The sequence below is a fragment of the Streptomyces sp. NPDC002640 genome, assembly GCF_053592575.1.
On sequence record NZ_JBSFVZ010000013.1, the window covers coordinates 68,706 to 88,676 of the forward strand.

The following is a 19,971-nucleotide window of genomic DNA, read 5'->3' on the forward strand; positions in this document are numbered from 1 at the left end:
CGCCGCCTTCCCCTGCTCCTTCCCCGCCGGGGGCCGGACCCCGCCACCGCGGCCGCAGGGGGGGCGGGGCGCCGCCGGCCCGCCCGGGGGGCGTCGGACGCCGGGGGCGGGGCGCCGGACGCCCGGCGGGGCGCTCCCGCCGGGCCTCGCGCCAGACCCCGTGCCGAACCCCGCGTCAGGCCTCGCGGCCCGGGGCGAGCGCCCCGTTGCCCAGTCCCTCGCCCGCGAGTTCGCCGATCCGCCGCGTGAGGTCGGCGATCTCCCGCGCGCACTGCTCGAACTCCCGCAGGGTGCGGAACGCCGCCCCGTAGCGCCGCTGTTCCTCGATGTCCATCTGCGGTACCCGCGCACCCCGCCCGTCCGGGCGGAACGTGCCACTGAGCGAGGTGGACCGCCGCACGTTGGCGGACGACCGCAGGAAGCCGCGCAGATAGTCGGTGTCGAGCTGGTCGCTGACCGAGACGGGTTCCTCCCCGCCGTGGGCGACCAGACCCGCCCGGGCCAGCTCGGCGACGCTCACGGTGGAGTTCTCCAGCGAGCCGGGCCCCCGGCCCTCCGCCAGTTCCGGCAGCAGCCGCCCGAGCCGCGCCAGGCGTTCGTCGAGCTGCCGGCGCAGGTCCTCGTACTCGGCGGCGAAGTCCCGTCCGGTGTCCTCGACATGGCGCCCGGGGGTGAGGTCCACGGTGTCGTCGAGGAGGTCGATCAGCGCGACGTCCGCGACCTGCGCCGGTTCCGGTTCCAGCGGCCCGTCCGGGTCGTTGGCGGTGAGGTCGACCATCCGCACGGCGGTGGCGGCGTCCCCCGGGCCGGCCGGGCGGCGCAGCTGCCACAGGTGGACCGGCTGGGCGTGCGAGGCGGCGGTGCCGGGGGCGAGCGCGGTGACCTGGGTGAGGATGCCGCGCCGGACCAGCTCGGCGCGGATGCGGCGGCCCGCCTTGCGGTAGGCGACCGAGGCGGGCATCACCATCAGCACCCGGCCGCCGGGGGCGGTGTGGGCGTAGGCGTGCTGGAGCCAGGCGAGTTCGCTCTCCGCCCGCGACGGGGTTCCGAGTTCCCAGCGGCGGTCCAGGAGGAGTTGTTCGCGGCCCCAGTCACTGTCGCCGACCGGCGGGTCGCAGACCACCAGGTCGGCCTTGAGGTCCGGCAGGCGGTCCTCGCGCAGCGAGTCGCCCACGACGATCTCGACCCCGGCGCGGCCGGTGAGGTCCGAGCGCAGCTGGGCGAAGCGGGCGCTGTCGGGGTCCAGCTCCTGCCCGAGGCGTCGCGGCCCTCGCTCGGGGCCGACTCTCAGCAGGAGGGTCCCGGTGCCGCAGGCCGGGTCGAAGATCACGGCGTCCCCGGCCACCGGTCCGGCGACGTGGCGCACGGCCCGCACCACGCGGGCGGTGGTGACCTGGTCGGAGGCGGCGCGGCGGACGGAGTCGGTGAACCGCTCGGCGAGGCCGGTGACGAGTTCGGCGGCGGATCCCCGCTCCAGGAGCCGCCCGACCAGCCGCACCACCTCGTCGGGCAGGGGCGTGGCGGCGTCCGGGTCGTCGACGTGGGCGGCGGTGTCGGCCAGCGCGGTGATCATGTCGTCGCCGTAGAGGCCGCGCAGCGTCTGCCAGAGCCGCACCTCCTCGGAGACGTCCTGGCCCTTGCGCTGCTTGTCCAGCCACGCCTGGATCTGGGCCAGGTCGAAGAGCGGGCTGTTGGGGCCACCACCGGCGGGTTCGGGGAAATCGTCGTACCGCCGTCGCCAGTTGGAGACGGCGGCGCGGGTGACGCCCGCCAGCCGGGCGATCTCCGAGCCGGTCACCAAAGCCGCCGCCGCCTGGTTCCCAGCGCTGTCAGTCATGCGGCCCACCGTACACAGGGCTGGGGGAAGTGTTCAACGACGCGGCTGTTGACATCGTTCACGGTGATTGCTCCGGCCGGGTGAAGTGCTCGGGAAGGCCGGATTCGGACGTTTGACCTCGGCGCATCCGGTGAGGCGCTCGCCCATGTCAACGGCGACATCCACCGCGCACCGGCCGGCGTCCACCCCGTCCTGCGAACCGCCCGACACGCGTGACGCGTTCTTCGACAACGCCAAGTACCTGGCGATCGTCCTGGTGGCGGTCGGCCACATCTGGGAGCCGCTGCGGGAGGGCGACCGCGGGCTCCTGGCCCTCTACTTCTTCGTCTACGCCTTCCACATGCCGGCGTTCATCGTTGTCTCCGGCTACTTCTCCCGGTCCTTCGACGCCTCGCCGGGCCGTGTCCGGCGGCTGGTGACCGGCTTCGTCGTCCCCTACGTCGTCTTCGAGACGGCGTACGCGCTCTTCACCCGCTGGTCCGACGACGACCCGCAGCGGCCGGTGACCCTGCTGGACCCGACCTATGTGACCTGGTTCCTGGCGGCGCTGTTCGTCTGGCGGCTGACCGCCCCGCTGTGGAGGGCGCTGCGGTGGCCGCTGCCGGTGGCGCTGGGGGTGGCCGCGCTGGCCGGCGTCTCGCCGTCGATCGGCGAGGACCTCGACCTGCAGCGGGTGCTGCAGTTCCTGCCGTGCTTCGTGCTGGGGCTCTGTCTGCGCCCGGAGCACTTCCGCCTGGTGCGGCACCGCCTGGTGCGCCTGCTGTCCGTACCGGTGGCGTCGGCGGGGCTGGTCGTGGCGTACTGGGCGGTGCCCCGGATCGACCAGGGCTGGCTCTACCGCAGCAGCGCGGCGCAGCAGTTGGGCATGGCCTGGTGGGCCGGGCCGGTGATGACGCTGCTGCTGTTCGGCGTCTCGCTGGCCCTGGTGGTGTGCTTCCTCGCCTGGGTGCCGGCCCGCCGGACCTGGTTCACCGCCCTCGGCGCGGGCACCCTGTACGGCTATCTGCTGCACGGCTTCTTCATGAAGTTCCTCGCCCACACCGGCTTCTACGACCTGCTGCGGCCCTACGGCCGCCCCGGCCTGCTCGCGGTGACGCTCCTGGGCGCCGTGGTGGTGACCGCGCTGTGCACGGCGCCCGTGCGGCGGCTGTTCCGGCCGGTGGTGGAGCCGCGGGTGGAGTGGGTGTTCCGGAAGCAGGGGCGCGGGGCGCCGCGGGGGCAGTGAACACCCCGCCCCCCACCCGCACCCGGCGCGGCCTAGGGGCGGGGCGCGGGTCAGGCGGTGGGCGCCTCGGCGACGACCGCCCAGGTCCGGTGCGGGATGTGCAGCAGGTCGCCGGGGAAGCGGTCCCGCAGGACGGCCGTGAGCTCCTCGGAGAAGACCCGCACCTCCTCCTCCGGGAGGCTGGCGCCCACACCGGCGCTGGCCCGGATCCGGCCCACCCAGTCCTGCGGGGTGTAGGGCACGTCGAGGTCGAAGGAGAACGTCCCGATGCCGCGGAACCCGGCTGTCGCCAGGTCGGTCGGCCAGCGCGGGTACAGGCCGGTGCCGCCGGCCATGGACCAGGCCGGGTTGTGGGCGAGGATCAGTTCCTCCGTCGCGGCGACCACGTTGCCCGGCAGCGGCAGCCAGTCGAAGTGGGCGATCACCGCCCGGCCGCCGGGGCGCAGCAGCCGCCGGACCTCGGCGGCGGCCCGCGGGCCGTCGAACCAGTGCCAGCACTGGCCGGCCGTGACGATGTCGAAGGCGGCGTCGGGCAGGCCGGAGTCCTCGGCGGTGCCGACCCGGTACTCGACGGTGACGCCCGCCTCGGCGTCCAGCCGGCGGGCCTGCTCGAGGAGGGGCGCCGCCGGGTCGACGCCGGTGACCCGGCCGCCGGCCAGGGCGAGGAGCCGGGCGAGGCTGCCGGTGCCGGTGCCGATGTCCAGGACGTCGCGGCCGTCCGCCTCGACGCCCTCGCGCTCCAGGCGGGTGATCAGCTCGGGCGGGAACCCGGCGCGGTGGCGCCGGTAGTCCTCCGCGGTGAGTCCGAAGTCCGGGCTGCTGCGGTCGCCGCGTTCCATGACTGCTCCCTTGCTCAGCGAAGGTCCTCGCACAAGATCGTCCGCCGATCCTCGCCCAGGACGGGCGCCGCGGGACAGGACGGCTCGTGGAGAGTTGGATCACAGAGCGGCTGCAACCCGCGCACCGGTCGTGGTGCGATGGCGGGCATGGACGCCACCACACTGCTGCGCGAGACGCTGGAGCTGACCGAGCGGGGCACCGGGCGGGTGATCCTCGGCATCGCCGGGGCGCCGGGGGCCGGGAAGTCGACCCTGGCCGAGTACCTGGTCGCGGCCGCCGGGGAACGCCTGGGCCCGGGGAGCACGGCGTACGTCCCGATGGACGGCTTCCACCTCTCCAACGCCCAGTTGGAGCGGTTGGGCCTGACCGCCCGCAAGGGCTCGGAACCGAGCTTCGACGGCTGGGGGTACGCCGCGCTGCTCCGGAGGATCCGGGACCGGGACGACGGGCCGGTGTACGCCCCCGGCTACTCGCGCACCCTGCACGAGCCGGTGGCGGCGCTCCACGTGGTGGAGCCGTCGGCCCGGCTGGTGGTCACCGAGGGGAACTACCTCGCCGTTCCCGAGGGGCCCTGGCCGCGGGCCCGGGCGTGCCTGGACGCGTTGTGGTTCCTGGACGCCCCCGAGGCGCTGCGGGAGGAGCGGCTGCGCGCCCGCCACACGGCCACCGGTTCGGCTCCGGAGGTCGCCCGGTCCCGGGTGACGGGCAACGACCGGCCGAACGGGGAGCTGGTCGAGTCCACCCGGAACGCCTGCGACCGGGTGATCACGCTGGAGCGCCCGCCGGCCCCTCCGGGGTGACGGCGCCCGATGCGGCGGCGAGGGTGGCGCGGGGCGGCCCGCGGGGATCGGGTTCCCGCCGGCCGACCCGCGCGGGCCGCCGCGCGGTCAGCGGATGTCCCGCCACTGCGGGTCGGTGGCGATCTCCCGGAGCTCCGCGACGGTGAGCGCCGGCGTCTCGCGCGTCACGGCCGTGTCCTGGGCGCCGGAGTTGAAGGCGCTGATCACCACCCGCCTGCCGTCGGGCCGGATGGTGTCGACGGTCCACATGACCCCGCCCTCCACGCCCTTCTCGCCGGGTCCCTGGCGCTCGACGACCTTGGTGCCGTCGGGGAGGGTCTCGGCGTCGGCGCCGAAGAGCTGGTGCTCCACGTCCGACATGTCGGCCTGCACGTTGATCTGGACCAGGCTCGCGCCCCGGCCGTCGTCGAGCACCAGGAAGGCGTACTGGGTGTCCTGACCGCCCTGGTCGACGACCTCGACGTCGTCGGGGAGGAGGGAGACGAGGGTCTTGCGGATCGCCTTGCCGGACGGGTCGGCCGGCGGGGTGTCCGTGTCCTGCGACGGGGCCTGCTCCTCCCGCTCCTCCGACGCGGGACGGACCTCGGCGAGGGCTCGCCAGACGGGGGCGGTGGCCACCGTCCGCAACTGCTCGATGCTCAGCGGCGGTCGGGGCCTGGTGACCGGTGCGTCCTTCTGCGCCTCGGCGTTCCACTCACCGACCGAGACGTGGTGTCCCTGGGGGGTGACGAGGTCCGCCGCCCACCACCTGGTGTCCGCCCGGCCGTCCGGGTACTCGTACCCCTGGAACAGCATGAGCGTGGATCCGTCGGCGAGCTTCTCGGTCCGGCAGGCGTCGTGGCGGACCTGGGCCTTGTCGGGGCAGGTGGTCGTCTCCCGCGCCTGGGTGCTGCCCGGTTCGACGCGGTTGAGGCTGACGCCGACCGCACCGCCGCCCTCGCCGTCGTCGTACACGAGAGTGGCGTAGGGCGGCAGGGGGTGCCGCTCGCTGCCGGCGCCCTGCTCCTGGCTGGTCGTGCCTTCCGGGAGCAGGTCCTTGAGGGTGCGGATCATCTCCTCGGCGGTGACGCCGGCGCCGACGGTCCCGGCCGCCGGGGAGGAACCTGCCGGGGCGGAGCCGGACGAGGCGGCGCTCACGGGCCGCGGGTCGTCCGCTCCCCCGGTGCCCGGGAGGAGCAGCGCGCCGCTCACGCCGGCGCAGGCGACGGCGGCCGCCCCGGCCAGGACGGTGGCCCGGCGCCGGGCCAGGAGCCTGCGGCCGCGGGCCGCTCCGGCGGCGGCGAGGTCCCGGCCGGGCCCGAAGCCCGTCCCGGCGTCCTGGAGGGCGCGGGCGAACCGGTCCTCGAAGAGGTCGTCGTGTTCCTTGGACTCGTCTGCGGGCATGGCGGATCACCGTCTCCGTGCTGGTGGTGGGATGGGTGGGTCGTGCGGTGGGTCAGACGGCCGCGTACTCGTGCAGTTCCTCGCCGAGCAGGGCCCGCAGCCGGCCGAGGGCGCGGACGCAGCGGGTGCGCACGGCGGCCGAGCTGGTGTTCATCACGTCGGCGGTCTCCTGGACGCTCCGGTCCTCCCAGTAGCGCAGGACGATCACGCAGCGGTCCTTGGCCGGGAGCCGGGCCAGGGCGTCGACCAGGGCCAGCCGGGTGTCGGAGTCCACGCCGCGTGGTGCCGCGAGGTCCGGGAGGGCGTCGGTGGGCCGTTCGCCGCTCCTGCGCAGCCGCCGGTGGGTCAGGAACGTGCGGTGCAGCACCGTCTGGGCGTAGGCCGCCGGGTTGTCGGTGCGTGCGACGCGGCTCCAGCGGACGTACAGGCGGCCCAGTGCCTCCTGGACCAGGTCCTCGGCGAGGTGGGTGTCACCCCCTGTCAGGAGGCAGGCGGAGCGGTGGAGATGGCTCGCCCTCGCCGTGACGAACTCGGTGTACTCCTCCATCGCCCGACCGCTCCTCATCCGCGCCCCACCCTCTCCCGAACCTGTCTCACCTCCTTGACGCGGCACCGGCCCGCAGATGTTTCACCCCGCCGGAAAGTTCTCGGCGGCCGGCGCCGGTATCGTCGCGGCCCATGACCGGGAACCGCTACCGCTTCGTCGGGCCGGAGGAACTGCGGGCGTCGGTCCGCCCGGAGCGGCGGGGCAGGGCGATCCGGGGGCCCGGCGATCTGCGGGAGCCGGACGTCGGGGAGGTCTTCACCTACGTGGTGGACCTGCGGGGCCTGCTGCGGCTCGCGCCACGGCGCAGCGAGCACGTGGTGTGCGCGGGAGGGGAGCCGGTCCTGGCGGCCGGGGAGATCCGCTTCCGCGCGGACGGCGGGGGCGGCACGGACCGCCGGGGCGGCGGGGACGGCCCGGCGGTGGCGGGCGGCCGGGTGGTGGCGGAGGTGAGCAACCTGTCGACCGGGTACTGCCCGGACGTGACGTCCTGGCAGGCCGTGGCCGCCGCGCTGGACGCGGCGGGGATCGGGCGTCCTGAGGGGTTCACCGACCCGGTGGTGTTCCGGTGGTGTCCCTCCTGCCGGCAGGTCCAGATCGTGCGGGACGCGTACTTCGTGTGCGTCTTCTGCGACGGGGACCTGCCGGAGGAGTGGAACGCCGACCGGGCGGCGGGTCCTCAGTAGAGCTTGGCGACGGACGTGCGCGCGGTGTCGCGGAAGGCGGCGACGGGCGCGTCGGCGAACCGGCCCATCCGCCCCCACTGGACCACGGTCACCGTGCGGTCGTCGCGGCCCACCGAGAACAGGTGGATGTCCTGGGTGTACTCGGTGTTGACCTCGACCGCGTACAGCCGGGCGCCCTCCTGGACCTTGACCCGGCCGAGACGGGTCAACTCGGCCTCGGTGTGGGGGTACTCCGCCTCGGTGCGCCCGGCGCACTCCTCGACGGTCCGCCGGAGCAGTCCGGCCAGGGCCTTGGCGGAGGCGCGGTCCTTCTCGACGACCGTCACCTGGCGGGCTCCGGTGTCCAGGTCGGTCCAGAACTCCCGGTGCAGGGAGGTCGCCCCGGGCAGCGCCTGCCCGTAGCAGAACGGCACCGGGTCGGGCACTCCCGCCGTGACCTCGCCGCCGTACCAGTCGGACGAGGGGTGCGGCGGCAGGTCGGCGGGGGCGAGGAACCGCGGCGTCGAGGCCGTGGACGCGGCGGTGGCGGTGGTGGCGGGAAGGATCAGGGCGAGCGCCGTGGCGGCGATCACGGCGGTGGTGGTGCGGCGCATGCGGGTGCCTTCTCTCTGCGAGCAGGGCGTGCGGGTCCCGCGCCCGGGCGGCCGTGTCCCGTGGTGCCGACCGGCGGACGTCGTCCCCCTTCTTCCGGGTAGGACACGCGGGAACGGGCCTTGGTTGCGCCCGGACTTGTCACCCTTTCAGGTGATCGCCGCCCGGTTCCTCGAGCACCGCCCGGAGCCACCGGGCGGTCGCCGGCGGCTCGCCCTCCGCGATCGCGAGCCCGGGGTTCCCGGGCCACAGCCGCCCCCAGGCGGCGGCGCGGGTGAGGGCCGCCAGCCGCAGCGCGATGGTGAGTCCGCGCCGCAGGTCGCGCGGGGTGCGGCCGGGGCCGGTCCAGGCGTCCAGGTAGGCGTCGCGCAGCCTCGGCAGCTCCTCGTCGCCGTGGGCGCGCCGGAAGGTGCGGAAGGTGACCAGCAGGCTGCAGAACGGGTGGGTGACGGAGGAGTCGCCCCAGTCGAAGAAGGTGTACCGGCCGGCCTCGGGCCGCAGGATCTGCCCGCCGTGGAGGTCGGAGTGGTCGAGGGAGTCCCCCACGCCGAGCGCGGCCAGTTCGGCGGCGGCGCGGGCGATCTCCGGGCGGGCGGCCTCCAGGCGGGCGACCTCGGTGGGGGCCAGGTGGACCGCGTTCTCGGCGAGGAGCCGGTCGAGGAGCGCGGGCAGTTCGGCGGTCCGCGCGCCGGGCACCCCGAGCGCGGTCAGCCGGCCGGTGCGGTCGAGGAGGGTCCGCTGGACCTCGGCGTAGCGGGGCAGAAGCTCTTCCCAGGCGCGCGCCGCCTCCCGCGGTGCGGCCCCGGCCAGGGCGTCGCGCAGGACGGGCCCGCCGTCGGGGAGCAGGGACCACCCGCGGTCCGCGTCGACGGCGAGCGGGCGCAGGACGTGCTCCGGCGCCAGGCGGGCCAGTTCCTCGCCGAGGCCCGCCTCGAAGGCGCTCGCCGGCGGGTTGGCCTTGAACCAGACGTGCGCGCCGTCGTGGAGGGGGATCCGCACCAGGACGGACCAGGGGCGCAGCCGGACCGTGGGCCTGCCGCCGGGGCGCAGTCCGTGCGCCGTGAGGCCGCGGGCGGTGAACTCCTCGACGGCGGTCCGCCAGGCGGCGTCACCCCAGGGGGTGACGGCGTCGGGCCAGTCGCCCGGGTCGACGGTCGCGTCGGTTGTCGTCGTCTGCCGCATCGGGCCATTCCAGCAGGGTGACCGTGCGTGCGACCAGCGAATTCGCGCCCCGGCGGCAGCGCCGGGGGTGGGACGGCCGTCCGGGCCGCCCGGGGGCGGGGCCGTTCGTGCGGAGTGTTGGTCCGGGAATGCGAGGGATGTCTGAGCCTACTCTGCAGCGTTCGTATCGGCTGATCATCGGACGCCGCGGGGCGGCAGCCCCGCAGGCAGGCGGTCCGGGGCAGGAGCGTGGCGCATGAGGTGCGAGGTTCGGGCGATCACCCGCGAGGAGCATCTGGACTTCGTCCGGGAGCGGCCGTCGGTGAGCCATCTGCAGGTCCCGGCCTGGGGCGACGTCAAGGAGGACTGGCGGCCGCACTCGCTGGGCTGGTTCGGTCCGGACGGGCGGATGGTGGGGGCGGGGCTGGCGCTGCTGCGGCCGATGCCGGGGATCGGGCGCTCCCTGGCGTACCTGCCGGAGGGCCCGGTCGTGGACTGGGACGACGAGGAGCTGGCCGAGGGCCGGCTGCGGCCGATGCTGGACCACCTGAAGGGGCTGGGCGCGTTCACCGTCCGGATGGGCCCGCCGGTGGTCTCGCGGCGGTGGAGCGCGGAGCGGGTCAAGGAGGCGATCCAGGATCCGGCGGCGCACCGCCTGGCGGACGCGGAGCCGAGCGCGCGGGAGGAGCGGGCCGGGGCGGTCGCCGAGCGGTTGCGGCAGGCCGGCTGGCGCCCGGCGGGCGAGGGCGGCGCGGGCGGCTTCGCCCTCGGCCAGCCCCGCCACGTGTTCCAGCTGCCGCTGGCCGGGCGGTCATTGGAACAGGTCCACGCCGGGCTGAACCAGCAGTGGCGGCGCAACGTCAAGAAGGCGGAGAAGGCCGGGGTCAAGGTCGTCGAGGGCGACGGCGAGGACCTGGGCACCTTCCACGAGCTCTACCTCGAGACGGCGGAGCGCGACGGTTTCACCCCGCGCCCCCTGGACTACTTCCGCCGGATGTGGGACGCGCTGCGCGCGGAGGAGCCGGGCCGGATGCGCCTCTACCTGGCCTCCCACGACGGCGAGACGCTGGCGGCCGCCACCATGCTCACGGTCGGCGAGCACGTCTGGTACTCCTACGGCGCCTCCACCGCGCGCCGTCGCGAGGTGCAGCCGAGCAACGCCCTGCAGTGGCGCATGATCTCGGACGCCCACGAACGCGGGGCAGCCGTCTACGACCTGCGCGGGATCACGGACACCCTGCGGGAGGACGACCCGCTGCTCGGCCTGCTCCGCTTCAAGGTCGGCACCGGCGGCGAGGCGGTGGAGTACCTGGGCGAGTGGGACTACCCGATCAGCAGGCCGCTCCACAAGGCATTTGAGGTGTACCTGGCTACTCGGCGCCGGGAAGGGTGAACGGCAGGTAAACAGCCGCCCCCTCGCGGGCCCTCCGAACCCCGCGTCCATGGTCAACTTGATGTGACAAGTAGGCGATTGCCGGAAATCGCTGATCAACCTCTCCTCACGATTCGGTCACCTCCAGGCAAGTCGAGACACACAACGTCCCTATAGTGTCCCGGAGTTACCGCCCTGCTGCGCTCCGGCCTGCCGAGGAGTAAGACGATGACCCTGTCCCGAGTCCGCTCGGTCGCGTTCGTCTGCGCGCTGACGAGCGGGGCGCTCGCCGGCGCCACGGCCTTCGTGGCCCCGGCGGACAGCTCGGAGGCGCTGCTGTGGAGCGTCGGAGGCGGTGGCGCCCTGGTGACGCTCACCGCCGGGCTGGCCGCCTGGTTCCGGTCCCGTGAGCTGCGCGCGGTGGAGCGGTACGCCGAACTCGAGGCGGACGCCGTGCGGTTCGCCGACACCACGCTCCCCGCGGCACTCGCCCGGGTGGCCGAGGGCGCCACCGCGGAGCGGGTGCTGGCCGAGTTCACCGCCACCGGCGGGCAGGCCGGGCTCGCGCCCGTCCGGCCCGAGCACCTGCGGGCGCTCCAGGGGGCGGTCCGCGCCCTGAGCCGCAGCGAGGCCCGTCGGGCCGCCGCCCTGGCCGCCTGCGCCAACGCGGCCGGGCGGATGCAGGCCATCTCCACCTCCACCCTCGCCGAGCTGCGCGAGATGGAGGAACGCCACCACGACGGCGACGTCCTGGCCGATCTGCTGCACGTCGACCACCGCACCGCGCAGGCCGGCCGGCTGGCCGACTCCATCGCGGTGCTCAGCGGCGCCCGCTCGGGCCGCCGCTGGGCGCGGCCCATCGCGGTGGAGTCGGTGCTCCGCGGCGCCATGGGCCGGATCGCCGGTTACCGGCGGGTGCGGATGCGGGCCGTGCCGCCGACCCTGGCGGTGGCCGGCCACGCGGCCGAGGGCGTGATGCACGTCCTGGCCGAACTCCTGGACAACGCCTGCAACTTCAGTCCGCCCAGCACCGAGGTGCACACCTACGTCAGCGAGGTTCCGGCCGGTCTGCTGATCACCGTCGAGGACAGCGGGCTGACCATGAGCGAGTCGGCGCTGCGCCGGGCGGAGCAGGCGGTCTCCGGGCGGACGCCGGACCTGTCGTCGCTCACCGGCACGCGCCTCGGCCTGGCGGTGGTCGGCCACCTGGCGCGCAAGCACGACCTCAAGGTGTCGTTCCGCCCCTCCGCCACGGAGGGCACGGCGGCCCTGGTGCTGATCCCCCGTCACCTGGTCTCCCGCATCGAGGAGCCCGCCCCGGCCGTGGCGGACGCCGACGCGGCCACCGAGGCGGCCGGCCGGACCGCCGACGCCTCGGGCCGGCCGCCCCTCGCGCGCCGCACCTCGGGCGCGATCCCCAGCCAGCGCACCCCCGCGACCTCCCAGGCCGGCGCCGACGCGCTCCCCCGGCGCGGGACGGCCGCCTCCTCACCGGCCGCCGCCGGGTCCGCAGAGGCCACCGGGACCGCAGGCGCCACCGGGACCGCCGGAGCCGCCGGGGCCGCGCTGCCCAGGCGCCGTCGCGGCCAGACCTTCGCCGCGGCCCACCCCGAGGGCCTGCCGGGCTCGCACGGCGCCGCGGGCGACGGCGGCGCCCGGCCGGCCGCCCTCCCCCGACCGGCCGCGCACGGTGCGCGGTTCCACGCCTTCCGGACGGCCGTGACCGGCCAGGCCGGCACCGCGGACGCAGCCCCCCGCGCGTCCGACTCGGCGACCGCCGAGGAGAAGCAGCCCCGTGAAGCCCCCGCAGGCGCCGACACCCGAGGAACCGACTGATGACCCACGACCACAGCCGCATCGCCGAGCTCACCTGGCTCCTGGAAGGGCTGCTGGAACGCACCCCCGGAGCACGCCACGCCCTGGTGCTCTCCCGGGACGGCCTGAAGCTGTGCCACTCCCCCGAGCTGACCGTCGACCAGGCCGACCAGCTGGCCGCCATCTCCGCGGGCATCCAGTCGCTCGCCCAGGGCGCCTCGGCGGAGTTCGGTAACGGTGACGGCGGTGTGCGGCAGTCCATGACCGAGTTCCACGGCGGGCTGCTGTTCATCGTCGAGGCCGGGGCGGGCGCCCACATCGCGGTCGTCGCCGAGGAGACCGCGGACCCGGGGCTGGTCGGGCACACCATGCAGGAGCTGATCGAGCAGCTCGGCGAGCACCTGAGCTCGCCGCCCCGGGAGGGCTCCGAGACGGCCGTCCAGGCCGCCACGTCGTGAACCGTCCCGGGCCCGACGACCGGCCGGACCGGCTGTACACCCTGACCTCGGGGCGCAGCCGGCCCTCCCGGGAGGACCTGGACCTGGTGACGCTGATCGTCGCCGAGAGCGGACCGGCGGCCGGCCTGTCCTCGGAGCTCTCGGAGATCCTGCGTCTGTGCGTCCACCCCACCTCGGTGGTCGAGATCTCCGCCGAGCTCGGCCTGCCCGTGTCCATCACGAAGATCCTCGTCTCGGACCTTCTGGACGCGGGCCGGGTCACCGCCCGTCACCCGCGGTACACCGCCTCCGGCCGCCCGGAGCTGGACCCCGCCACACTGGAGAAGGTGCTCGTTGGACTCCGCGCTCTCTGAACCCCGGCCCGTGCCCGACGAGCCGCGCGCTCCGCTCGGCGACCGGGCCAGCAACGGCCTGAAGATCGTGGTCGTCGGCGGCTTCGGCGTCGGCAAGACGACCATGGTCCGTTCGGTCAGCGAGATCCGTCCCCTCAACACCGAGGAGACGATGACGCGGGCCGGCGTCCCCACCGACGACACGCGCCATGTGCCGGACAAGACCGGAACGACGGTCGCCTTCGACTTCGGGCGGATCACGCTCGACGAGGAGACCGTGCTCTACCTGTTCGGCGCGCCCGGCCAGGAACGGTTCTGGTTCCTGTGGGACCGCCTGTTCGCCGGGACCATCGGCGCGGTGGTGCTGGTCGACGACCGCCGTCTCGACGAGTCGTGGTACGCCATCGACCGGCTGGAGCACCACGGCACGCCGTTCGTGGTGGCCCGCAACGACTTCGGGGGTCCTCCGCACAGCCTCGAGGAGATCCGGGACGCGCTCGACCTGGACCCGGGCATCCCCCTGGTCGACTGCGACGCCCGGTCCCGGGAGTCCAGCAAACAGGTCCTGCTGACGCTGGCCGAGCACCTGCAGACCCTTCATGGGGCCCGCGCGACGGCCCCCGCCCTGTGAGGACCGGATGAACACCCCTGCCCAGACCTCAGCGCACGGCGGCCTCTGCCCCGTGAACCTGCTGGCGGACGAGCGTTTCCACACCGCGCCGCACGACCAGTACCGGGACCTGAGGGCCCGGTTCGGCCCGGTGGTGCCGGTGGAGTTCGCCGGCTTCCCGGCGTGGCTGGTCATCGGCTACCGGGAGCTGCACCAGGTCACCAGCGACCCGGAGCTCTTCCCCCGGGACGCCGGCCTCTGGAACCAGTGGCCGAACGTGCCGGCGGACTGGCCGCTGCGGCCCATGCTGGGCGAGCGTGTGCCCTGCGTGTACTTCACGGTGGGCGAGGAGCACCGTCGTCACACCCGGCTGGTGAACGCGGTGCTCGAGCAGACCGACGCCTTCGAACTCCGCCGCGAGGTGGAGGAGCTGGCGGACCGGCTGATCGACGCCTTCTGCGGGCGCGGACAGGCGGACCTGGTGGAGGAGTTCGCCATGGCGCTGCCCATCCTGACGCTGGCCCGGCTGTGCGGCTTCGCGGACGAGGACGGCCCGCGCATCGCGCGGATCATCCAGCGGCTCTCCGACGCCGGTCCGGACGCCCAGAAGGCGAACGACGAGTACGGCGAGTGCATGCGGGAGCTGCTGCACTCCAAGCGGGAGCGGCCGGGGCCGGACGTCGCCTCCCGGATGCTCGCCCACGACAGCGGCGAGGACGCGCCGTTCACCGAGGAGGAGATGGTCTGGGACCTGCGGGCCGTGGTGGCCGCCGGTTACCTCCAGACGACGGACTGGATCGGCAACTCCATCCGGCTGATGCTCACCGACGTCCGCTTCGCGACGGCGCTGGGCGGCGCCCGGCACAGCATCGCCCAGGCCATGAACGAGGTGCTCTGGGAGGACACCCCCTCGCAGATGCTGCCCAACCGGTGGGCCGCCCGCGACACCACGCTGGGCGGACGCGTGCTGCGGGCGGGCGACCTGATCCTGCTCGGGTACGGCGGCGCCAACCTGGACCCGCACGTGCGCCAGGACCTGTCGGCCGACCGGAACGTGGTGGCGTCCGGCAACAGCGCCCATCTCTCCTTCAGCCACGGCGAGTACCGCTGTCCCTTCCCCGCCCAGGAGATCGCCGAGATCATCGCGCGGACCGGTATCGAGGTGCTCCTCGACCGGCTGCCCGACCTGGAACTGACGGTCCCCGCCGAGTCCCTGGAGCGCCGGCCCTCGCCCTTCATGCGGGGCTTCACGTCGCTGCCAGTGCGTTTCACCGCCGTTCGGACCGTTGGAGACCACCGATGAAGTGCCCTTACACCGGCGCCACGACGACCGTCGACCCCATCGTCATCGACCCCATGGTGCGGGACCTGGCCGGCGAGACCGCCCGCCTGATCGCGTCCGGCCCCGTCGTGCCGATCGACCTGCTGGGCGTGCCCGCCTGGTCGGTGACCCGGCACGCCGTGGCCCGGGAGCTGCTGCTCGACCCCCGCCTCGTCAAGGACCTGAACCAGTGGCGGTTGTGGCGGGAGGGCGTCGTCACCCGGGAGTGGCCCCTGATCACCATGATCGACGCGGGCCGCTCGATGTTCACCGTGGACGGCGCCGACCACCGGCGGCTGCGCGGCAAGACCGCGCAGGCGCTGACACCCAGACGCATCGAGGCGATACGCGACGACATCGCCGCCTTCACCCGCACGCTGCTGGACGCCATGGAGGAGGCGGGCCGTGACGGCTCGCCCGTCGACATGAAGGCGGTCTTCGCCCAGCCGCTGCCGATGCGGGTGGTGTGCCTGCTGCTGGACGTGCCGGAGGAGAGCCAGCCGTGGCTCGCCGACGGCTACAAGCGGTTCTTCTCCATGCTCACCCCGCACGAGGAGCGGCTGGAGATCCTGGAGACCTTCGACCGGTGGTACCTCGACCTCATCCGGGAGCGGAAGGCGAACCCGGGCGACGACCTGCTCAGTGCGCTGATCCACAGCGAGGAGGGCGGCGAGCCGCTCGGCGAGGACGAGGTGCTCGGCAACCTCAAGGCCCTGGTGGCCGCGGGGCACGAGACCACCATCGACCTGATCACCAGCGCGGCCCGCGCCCTGCTGAACCACCCGGACCAGCTCGAACTGGTGCTGAACGGGAAGGTCTCGTGGGAGGCGGTGATCGAGGAGACCCTGCGCTGGGACCCGGCCAACACCCACCTGTTGATGCGCTTCCCGACGGAGGACCTGACCGTCGGCGACACGGTGATCCCGAAGGGCGACGGGGTGGTCATGTCGTACCGGGCCATCAACCGGGACCCCGAGCAGCACGGCGCGGACGCGGACAGCTTCGACGTCACCCGCGAACTGCCGATCCGTCACATGGCCTTCGGGCACGGCCCGCACATCTGCCCCGGCGCCGCCCTCTCCCGGCTGGAGGCGGCCATCGCCCTGCCGGCGCTGTTCGAGCGCTTCCCGCGGATGCGGATGGCCGTGGCGGACGAGGAGATCCAGAACCTGCCGGTGATGACGCAGAACGACCTCACCGCGTTCCCGGTGTTCCTGGGCTGACGTCCCGGCCGGCCCGTCCCCGGAGCCCCCGGCCCCTGGCGTCCTCGCCGCCGGGGGCCGGGGGCCCGGCGTCCTCGCCGCCGGCCGGGGCTCCGGCGCGTCCGGGTCAGGCGCGGTTCGCGGCCAGGTGGCCGAAGCGGTGGGCGACGGTGCGCCAGACCTCCGCGGCGGCCGGCTCGTCGCGCCGGGCGCGCTCCAGCAATTCTCCCCGGTCGAAGCCGTTGCGGGCCAGCCGGTCGGGGTTCCAGTGGGCGATCCGCCCGGCGGCGACCTCCGGGTGGAACTGGACGCCCCAGGCGGTGGACCCGACCCGGAACGCCTGGTGGGGGCAGGTCGTGGAGCGGGCCAGCCAGGCGGCGTCGGGCGGCAGCACGGTGATGGCGTCCACGTGGTGCTCGATGGCGGTGACCTGTTCGGGCAGGCCGTGGAAGAGCGGGTCGTCGGCGACGGCGGGCAGCAGGGTGAGCGGTGTGCTGCCCGCCTCGGGGGTGCCGTGCTCGGCGCGCACCTCCCCGCCCGCCACCTGGGCCAGGAGCTGGCCGCCCAGGCAGATGCCGAAGTAGGGCAGGCCGCTGCCCAGCGCCTCGCGGGCGAGGGCGCGCGCGGCGGGGAGCCAGGGGGCGCGTATGTCGTCGTCGGGCATGAGGGGGCCGCCGAGTACGACCAGCGCGGCGTACCGGCCGGCCAGGCCGTCGGGCAGCGCGGCGCCGGTGTGGGCCTCCACCACCTCGCAGTCGAGGCCGGTCTCCCCCAGCCAGTCCTGCCAGCGGCCGGGGCCGCCACCGGGGAAGTTCTGGACGACGAGGGCGGTCGGTCGGGGCATGACGGGTCCTTTCGGGGGAGGGAAGGTGGGCCGGTTCCGGCGTCCATGATCCCTGCCCGTGACGGGGGTCCGGTCGGCGGCGTGCTGCGCGTAGGCTCGGGCCCGGTCCGGGAAGGGACTGGAAGGGCCGGGAAGGGCCAGGAAGGGAGCAGGGGTTGGAGACGCGTACCGGCCGTCCTCGGGCGACGTCCCGCGCGGCGCTGGAGCGGGTCGGCTTCCGGCTGTTCGCGGAGCGGGGGTTCGAGGCGACCACCGTGGAGGACATCGCCGCGGCGGCCGGCATAGGCAGGCGCACGTTCTTCCGCTACTTCGCCTCCAAGAACGACCTGGTGTGGGGCGACTTCCCGGCCCAGCTGGAGCGGCTGCGCGAGCTGCTGGAGGCGGCGCCGCCCGGGACGCCGGTCCTCGACGCGCTGCGGGACGCGGTGGTGGCCTTCAACCGCTACGGCCCGTCGCCGGGCTGCTGGCCGCCGGGCCGCTGGCCGCGCTGGCCCGGCGGCCGGGTGTCGTCGGCCTGCCTCCCGGGGTCCTGGAGGACGACGCGGCACTGGACGCCTGGGTCCGCGACCGGCTCGGCACGGCGCAGCACACCTGCGGGACGGTGCCGATGGGGCCGCCGGACGCGTCCGGGCGGGCGGCGGTGGACCAGTTCGGGCGGGTGCACGGCCTGCGCGGCCTGCGGGTCGCGGACACGTCGATCCTGACGCCGCTCCCCGGCGCGGGCCCGCCGCGACCGCCGTGCTGATCGGCGAGCGCCTGGCGCGGGCGATCGCCGACGGGGACCGGGGCGGCGGCACGCTTCTTCCCCCGCCCGGCGGCGGCTGCCAGGATGGCGGGGCCACCGGCGCGGGGTGGTGAGCCGAAGGGGGAACGCAGCATGTCCGAAACGGTTGCGGAGGAGCGGCGGCAGGAACGGCTCGTCGCGGCGTTGCGCGACGCCGGGGTCCGGTGGGGCGAGGTGACCGACTGCCGGATGCTGGGCGGCGGCACGTTCAGCTCCGTGTTCCGGGTCGGGACGGCGGACGGCGCCGGTCTGGTGGTGAAGCTGGCGCCGGCTCCCGACCGGCCCGTGCTGCGCCACGAACGCGGCATCCTCGCCACCGAGGCCTGGTACCTGCGGACGGCCCGTGAGCGGACGTCCGTCCCCGTGCCCACCGTGCTGGCGGTGACCCCGCCGGGCGGCCACGGCCTCGGCGACCACCTGGTGACCGCCGAATGCCCCGGCACTCCCTGGGCGGAGCTGCGCGACGACGTCGACGCCGACGGCCGGACGCGGCTGCGGGAGGAACTGGGACGCCACCTGGCCGGGTTGCACTCGATCACCGGTGCGGACGGGTTCGGGCTTCCGGCGCTCCCGTTCGGCCCGCTGCGGCCGGTCTGGCGTGACGCCTTCCTGGAGATGGTGGACGCGGTGCTCGACGACGCCGGCCGGTTCGCGGTCCCGCTGCCCCGGTCCGCGGACGAGATCCGGAAGATCCTCGGCGCGCGGAGCGACGTGCTCGACGAGGTGACGACTCCCCGGCTGGTCCACTGGGACCTGTGGGACGGCAACATCCTCGCCGAGCGCGGGCCGCGGGGGCCGCGCGTCACCGCGTTGATCGACGCGGAGCGCGCCTTCTGGGGCGACCCCGTCGCCGAGTTCGTGTCGCTGGGCCTCTTCCACGACGTCACCCGGGACGAGGCCTTCCTGAGCGGTTACCGCGCCGCCGGCGGGCCCGTGACGTTCGACGCCGCGGCCCGTCGGCGCCTCGCGCTCTACCGCGCCCACCTGTACCTGATCATGTGGGTGGAGGCCCGGCCCCGGAACTTCGACGCCGGGCATCTGGCCTGGCTGGAGCGGGACGTCTTCACGCCCCTCGGCCGGATGCTCGACGCCTGGTCCCGGGGCGAGGGCCCGGTGGAGCACCACTGGTCTAGGGAATGAGCACCAGGCGGATGGGGTTGCCCTGCTTCGCCTCGAGGCGCTCCACCGCCTGCGCCGCCTCGGCGAGCGGGAGCGTGCCGCTGACCGACCGGGAGAACTCCAGGCGTCCCAGTTCGCTGAGCCGGACCAGGTCCGCCACGTGGCGCGGCTCGGAGCCGTAGTGGCCCAGGATCTGCTTGCGCGCGTACTGGAACCGGCCGTCGTTCTCCACGGTGAGCGCGCCGCCGCTGATGCCGACCAGCACCAGCCGCCCGCCCACGCCCAGGGCCTTGAGCGCCTGGACCCGCACCGGGGCGACGCCCGCGAAGTCGATGGCGGCGTCCAGACCCAGGCCCTTGGTGGCGGCGGCGATCCTGGCGTCGAAGTCCGGGTCCCCCGGATCCAGCGCGAGGTCGGCGCCGAACTCCAGCGCCCGTTCGCGGGCCGCCTCGACCGGGTCGACGGCGACGATCGGCGCCGCGCCCATGAACCGCAGCAGCTGCACCCCGTGCACGCCGAGTCCGCCGACGCCCCAGACGCCGACGGACTCGCCGGCCTTGACGCGTCCGGTCCACTCGATGGCGCCCCAGGGGGTGGACACCGCGTCGGGGATGATCGCGGCCTGTTCGTCGGGCAGCATGTCGGGGATCGGCAGCAGTACCTCGGCGGGGGCGACGACGTACTCCGCCCAGCCGCCGTCGTAGTCGACGCCCATCGTCCACACCACGTCACCGACGTGTTTGCCGGCGCCGACGATGACCCGGGTGCCGGGCTCGACGCCGACGACGCCCGCGCCGAGCTCGTCGACCTCGCCGGCCACCTCGTGCCCGAGGGTGACCTCGTCGCCCTGGAGCAGCATGGGGCGCAGCAGGCCCTCGATCAGGTGGACGTCGGACAGGCACACCCCCGCCGCGCGCACCCGCACGCGCACCTCACCGGGTCCCGGGTCGGGGACCGGGACCTCCTTGACGGCGAAGGTCTTGGTGGCGAAGTTCATCCGGCCCGCCAGCATGGTGCGGCTCATGACGTGCGTTCCTTCCCGTTCCC

The 19,971-nt window shown here is 74.7% G+C and carries 20 protein-coding genes; 12 read left to right on the forward strand and 8 right to left on the reverse strand.

The features are described from left to right. Positions 1-175 precede the first annotated feature (175 nt). A complete protein-coding gene (locus tag ACWD3O_RS18900; protein WP_451416628.1) occupies positions 176-1,837 on the reverse strand; it encodes an N-6 DNA methylase in 1,662 nt (553 codons plus the stop codon). A gap of 145 nt (positions 1,838-1,982) precedes the next feature. On the opposite strand from ACWD3O_RS18900, the gene ACWD3O_RS18905 reads away from it, so the two are divergent. Continuing rightward, positions 1,983-3,062 carry an acyltransferase family protein gene (locus ACWD3O_RS18905; protein ID WP_451416629.1) on the forward strand — a complete coding sequence of 360 codons (1,080 nt, stop codon included), beginning with the start codon at positions 1,983-1,985 and terminating at the stop codon, positions 3,060-3,062. Between the two features lie 50 nt (positions 3,063-3,112). Here ACWD3O_RS18905 and ACWD3O_RS18910 read toward each other — a convergent pair whose 3' ends face one another. Next, positions 3,113-3,901 carry a class I SAM-dependent methyltransferase gene (locus tag ACWD3O_RS18910; protein WP_451416630.1) on the reverse strand — a complete coding sequence of 263 codons (789 nt, stop codon included), beginning with the start codon at positions 3,899-3,901 and terminating at the stop codon, positions 3,113-3,115. 147 nt (positions 3,902-4,048) lie between these two features. Here ACWD3O_RS18910 and ACWD3O_RS18915 point away from each other — a divergent pair, with 147 nt between their 5' ends. Further along, on the forward strand, positions 4,049-4,702 hold the full coding sequence (locus ACWD3O_RS18915; protein ID WP_451408674.1) for a nucleoside/nucleotide kinase family protein: 654 nt from the start codon (positions 4,049-4,051) through the stop codon (positions 4,700-4,702). An 87-nt stretch (positions 4,703-4,789) separates the two neighbouring features. Here the strand turns inward: ACWD3O_RS18915 and ACWD3O_RS18920 are convergent, their stop codons facing one another. Beyond that, complete coding sequence (locus tag ACWD3O_RS18920) at positions 4,790-6,085, reverse strand: hypothetical protein (RefSeq protein ID WP_451416631.1); 1,296 nt, start codon at positions 6,083-6,085, stop codon at positions 4,790-4,792. Positions 6,086-6,137: 52 nt separating this feature from the next. Then, positions 6,138-6,650, reverse strand: coding sequence for a SigE family RNA polymerase sigma factor (locus ACWD3O_RS18925; protein ID WP_451408676.1), 513 nt, complete (start codon positions 6,648-6,650; stop codon positions 6,138-6,140). A 113-nt stretch (positions 6,651-6,763) separates the two neighbouring features. Between ACWD3O_RS18925 and ACWD3O_RS18930 the strand changes: the two genes are divergently transcribed. Next, positions 6,764-7,315 carry a hypothetical protein gene (locus ACWD3O_RS18930; RefSeq protein ID WP_451416632.1) on the forward strand — a complete coding sequence of 184 codons (552 nt, stop codon included), beginning with the start codon at positions 6,764-6,766 and terminating at the stop codon, positions 7,313-7,315. Here the strand turns inward: ACWD3O_RS18930 and ACWD3O_RS18935 are convergent. Both ACWD3O_RS18935 and ACWD3O_RS18940 read right to left on the reverse strand, forming a co-directional pair. After that, entirely contained in the window at positions 7,309-7,908 is a 600-nt protein-coding gene (locus tag ACWD3O_RS18935) for a hypothetical protein (protein WP_451416633.1), read from the reverse strand. The genes ACWD3O_RS18930 and ACWD3O_RS18935 overlap by 7 nt on opposite strands. A 139-nt stretch (positions 7,909-8,047) precedes the next feature. Then, entirely contained in the window at positions 8,048-9,088 is a 1,041-nt protein-coding gene (locus tag ACWD3O_RS18940) for a phosphotransferase (protein WP_451416634.1), read from the reverse strand. Positions 9,089-9,323: 235 nt separating this feature from the next. On the opposite strand from ACWD3O_RS18940, the gene ACWD3O_RS18945 reads away from it, so the two are divergent. The 7 genes from ACWD3O_RS18945 (at position 9,324) to ACWD3O_RS18975 (ending at position 16,198) form a co-directional block, all read left to right on the forward strand. Then, positions 9,324-10,460: a lipid II:glycine glycyltransferase FemX gene (locus ACWD3O_RS18945; RefSeq protein ID WP_451416635.1), complete on the forward strand. Its 1,137-nt coding sequence runs from the start codon at positions 9,324-9,326 to the stop codon at positions 10,458-10,460. 207 nt (positions 10,461-10,667) lie between these two features. Further along, positions 10,668-12,275: a sensor histidine kinase gene (locus tag ACWD3O_RS18950; RefSeq protein ID WP_451408681.1), complete on the forward strand. Its 1,608-nt coding sequence runs from the start codon at positions 10,668-10,670 to the stop codon at positions 12,273-12,275. Beyond that, entirely contained in the window at positions 12,275-12,712 is a 438-nt protein-coding gene (locus ACWD3O_RS18955; protein WP_451408682.1) for a roadblock/LC7 domain-containing protein, read from the forward strand. Before ACWD3O_RS18950 ends, ACWD3O_RS18955 begins: the two co-directional genes overlap by 1 nt. Further along, positions 12,709-13,065 carry a DUF742 domain-containing protein gene (locus ACWD3O_RS18960; protein WP_451408683.1) on the forward strand — a complete coding sequence of 119 codons (357 nt, stop codon included), beginning with the start codon at positions 12,709-12,711 and terminating at the stop codon, positions 13,063-13,065. Before ACWD3O_RS18955 ends, ACWD3O_RS18960 begins: the two co-directional genes overlap by 4 nt. Next, positions 13,046-13,675, forward strand: coding sequence for a GTP-binding protein (locus tag ACWD3O_RS18965; protein ID WP_451408684.1), 630 nt, complete (start codon positions 13,046-13,048; stop codon positions 13,673-13,675). The genes ACWD3O_RS18960 and ACWD3O_RS18965 overlap by 20 nt, the downstream gene beginning before the upstream one ends. Before the next feature lie 7 nt (positions 13,676-13,682). Beyond that, entirely contained in the window at positions 13,683-14,957 is a 1,275-nt protein-coding gene (locus tag ACWD3O_RS18970) for a cytochrome P450 (protein WP_451416636.1), read from the forward strand. Further along, positions 14,954-16,198, forward strand: coding sequence for a cytochrome P450 family protein (locus ACWD3O_RS18975; RefSeq protein ID WP_451408686.1), 1,245 nt, complete (start codon positions 14,954-14,956; stop codon positions 16,196-16,198). Before ACWD3O_RS18970 ends, ACWD3O_RS18975 begins: the two co-directional genes overlap by 4 nt. Before the next feature lie 106 nt (positions 16,199-16,304). Here the strand turns inward: ACWD3O_RS18975 and ACWD3O_RS18980 are convergent, their stop codons facing one another. Continuing rightward, complete coding sequence (locus ACWD3O_RS18980) at positions 16,305-17,021, reverse strand: type 1 glutamine amidotransferase (protein ID WP_451408687.1); 717 nt, start codon at positions 17,019-17,021, stop codon at positions 16,305-16,307. Positions 17,022-17,352: 331 nt separating this feature from the next. On the opposite strand from ACWD3O_RS18980, the gene ACWD3O_RS18985 reads away from it, so the two are divergent. Further along, positions 17,353-17,766 (forward strand): GMC oxidoreductase, encoded by a 414-nt coding sequence (locus ACWD3O_RS18985; RefSeq protein WP_451409029.1) that lies wholly within the window; start codon positions 17,353-17,355, stop codon positions 17,764-17,766. Between the two features lie 132 nt (positions 17,767-17,898). After that, a complete protein-coding gene (locus tag ACWD3O_RS18990) occupies positions 17,899-18,945 on the forward strand; it encodes a phosphotransferase family protein (protein ID WP_451416637.1) in 1,047 nt (348 codons plus the stop codon). Here ACWD3O_RS18990 and ACWD3O_RS18995 read toward each other — a convergent pair. Next, a complete protein-coding gene (locus tag ACWD3O_RS18995) occupies positions 18,935-19,948 on the reverse strand; it encodes a zinc-binding dehydrogenase (RefSeq protein WP_451416638.1) in 1,014 nt (337 codons plus the stop codon). The genes ACWD3O_RS18990 and ACWD3O_RS18995 overlap by 11 nt on opposite strands. Between the last annotated feature and the right edge of the window lie 23 nt (positions 19,949-19,971).

Excerpts from the sequence above, each read along its gene's own strand:
- ACWD3O_RS18935 (WP_451416633.1), bottom strand. The coding sequence starts at position 7,908 with ATGCGCCGCACCACCACCGCCGTGATCGCCGCCACGGCGCTCGCCCTG.
- ACWD3O_RS18930 (WP_451416632.1), top strand. The coding sequence starts at position 6,764 with ATGACCGGGAACCGCTACCGCTTCGTCGGGCCGGAGGAACTGCGGGCG.
- ACWD3O_RS18995 (WP_451416638.1), bottom strand. The coding sequence starts at position 19,948 with ATGAGCCGCACCATGCTGGCGGGCCGGATGAACTTCGCCACCAAGACC.
- ACWD3O_RS18945 (WP_451416635.1), top strand. The coding sequence starts at position 9,324 with ATGAGGTGCGAGGTTCGGGCGATCACCCGCGAGGAGCATCTGGACTTC.
- ACWD3O_RS18970 (WP_451416636.1), top strand. The coding sequence starts at position 13,683 with ATGAACACCCCTGCCCAGACCTCAGCGCACGGCGGCCTCTGCCCCGTG.
- ACWD3O_RS18990 (WP_451416637.1), top strand. The coding sequence starts at position 17,899 with ATGTCCGAAACGGTTGCGGAGGAGCGGCGGCAGGAACGGCTCGTCGCG.
- ACWD3O_RS18955 (WP_451408682.1), top strand. The coding sequence starts at position 12,275 with ATGACCCACGACCACAGCCGCATCGCCGAGCTCACCTGGCTCCTGGAA.
- ACWD3O_RS18980 (WP_451408687.1), bottom strand. The coding sequence starts at position 17,021 with ATGCCCCGACCGACCGCCCTCGTCGTCCAGAACTTCCCCGGTGGCGGC.
- ACWD3O_RS18920 (WP_451416631.1), bottom strand. The coding sequence starts at position 6,085 with ATGCCCGCAGACGAGTCCAAGGAACACGACGACCTCTTCGAGGACCGG.
- ACWD3O_RS18925 (WP_451408676.1), bottom strand. The coding sequence starts at position 6,650 with ATGAGGAGCGGTCGGGCGATGGAGGAGTACACCGAGTTCGTCACGGCG.
- ACWD3O_RS18950 (WP_451408681.1), top strand. The coding sequence starts at position 10,668 with ATGACCCTGTCCCGAGTCCGCTCGGTCGCGTTCGTCTGCGCGCTGACG.
- ACWD3O_RS18910 (WP_451416630.1), bottom strand. The coding sequence starts at position 3,901 with ATGGAACGCGGCGACCGCAGCAGCCCGGACTTCGGACTCACCGCGGAG.
- ACWD3O_RS18940 (WP_451416634.1), bottom strand. The coding sequence starts at position 9,088 with ATGCGGCAGACGACGACAACCGACGCGACCGTCGACCCGGGCGACTGG.
- ACWD3O_RS18900 (WP_451416628.1), bottom strand. The coding sequence starts at position 1,837 with ATGACTGACAGCGCTGGGAACCAGGCGGCGGCGGCTTTGGTGACCGGC.
- ACWD3O_RS18905 (WP_451416629.1), top strand. The coding sequence starts at position 1,983 with ATGTCAACGGCGACATCCACCGCGCACCGGCCGGCGTCCACCCCGTCC.
- ACWD3O_RS18975 (WP_451408686.1), top strand. The coding sequence starts at position 14,954 with ATGAAGTGCCCTTACACCGGCGCCACGACGACCGTCGACCCCATCGTC.
- ACWD3O_RS18915 (WP_451408674.1), top strand. The coding sequence starts at position 4,049 with ATGGACGCCACCACACTGCTGCGCGAGACGCTGGAGCTGACCGAGCGG.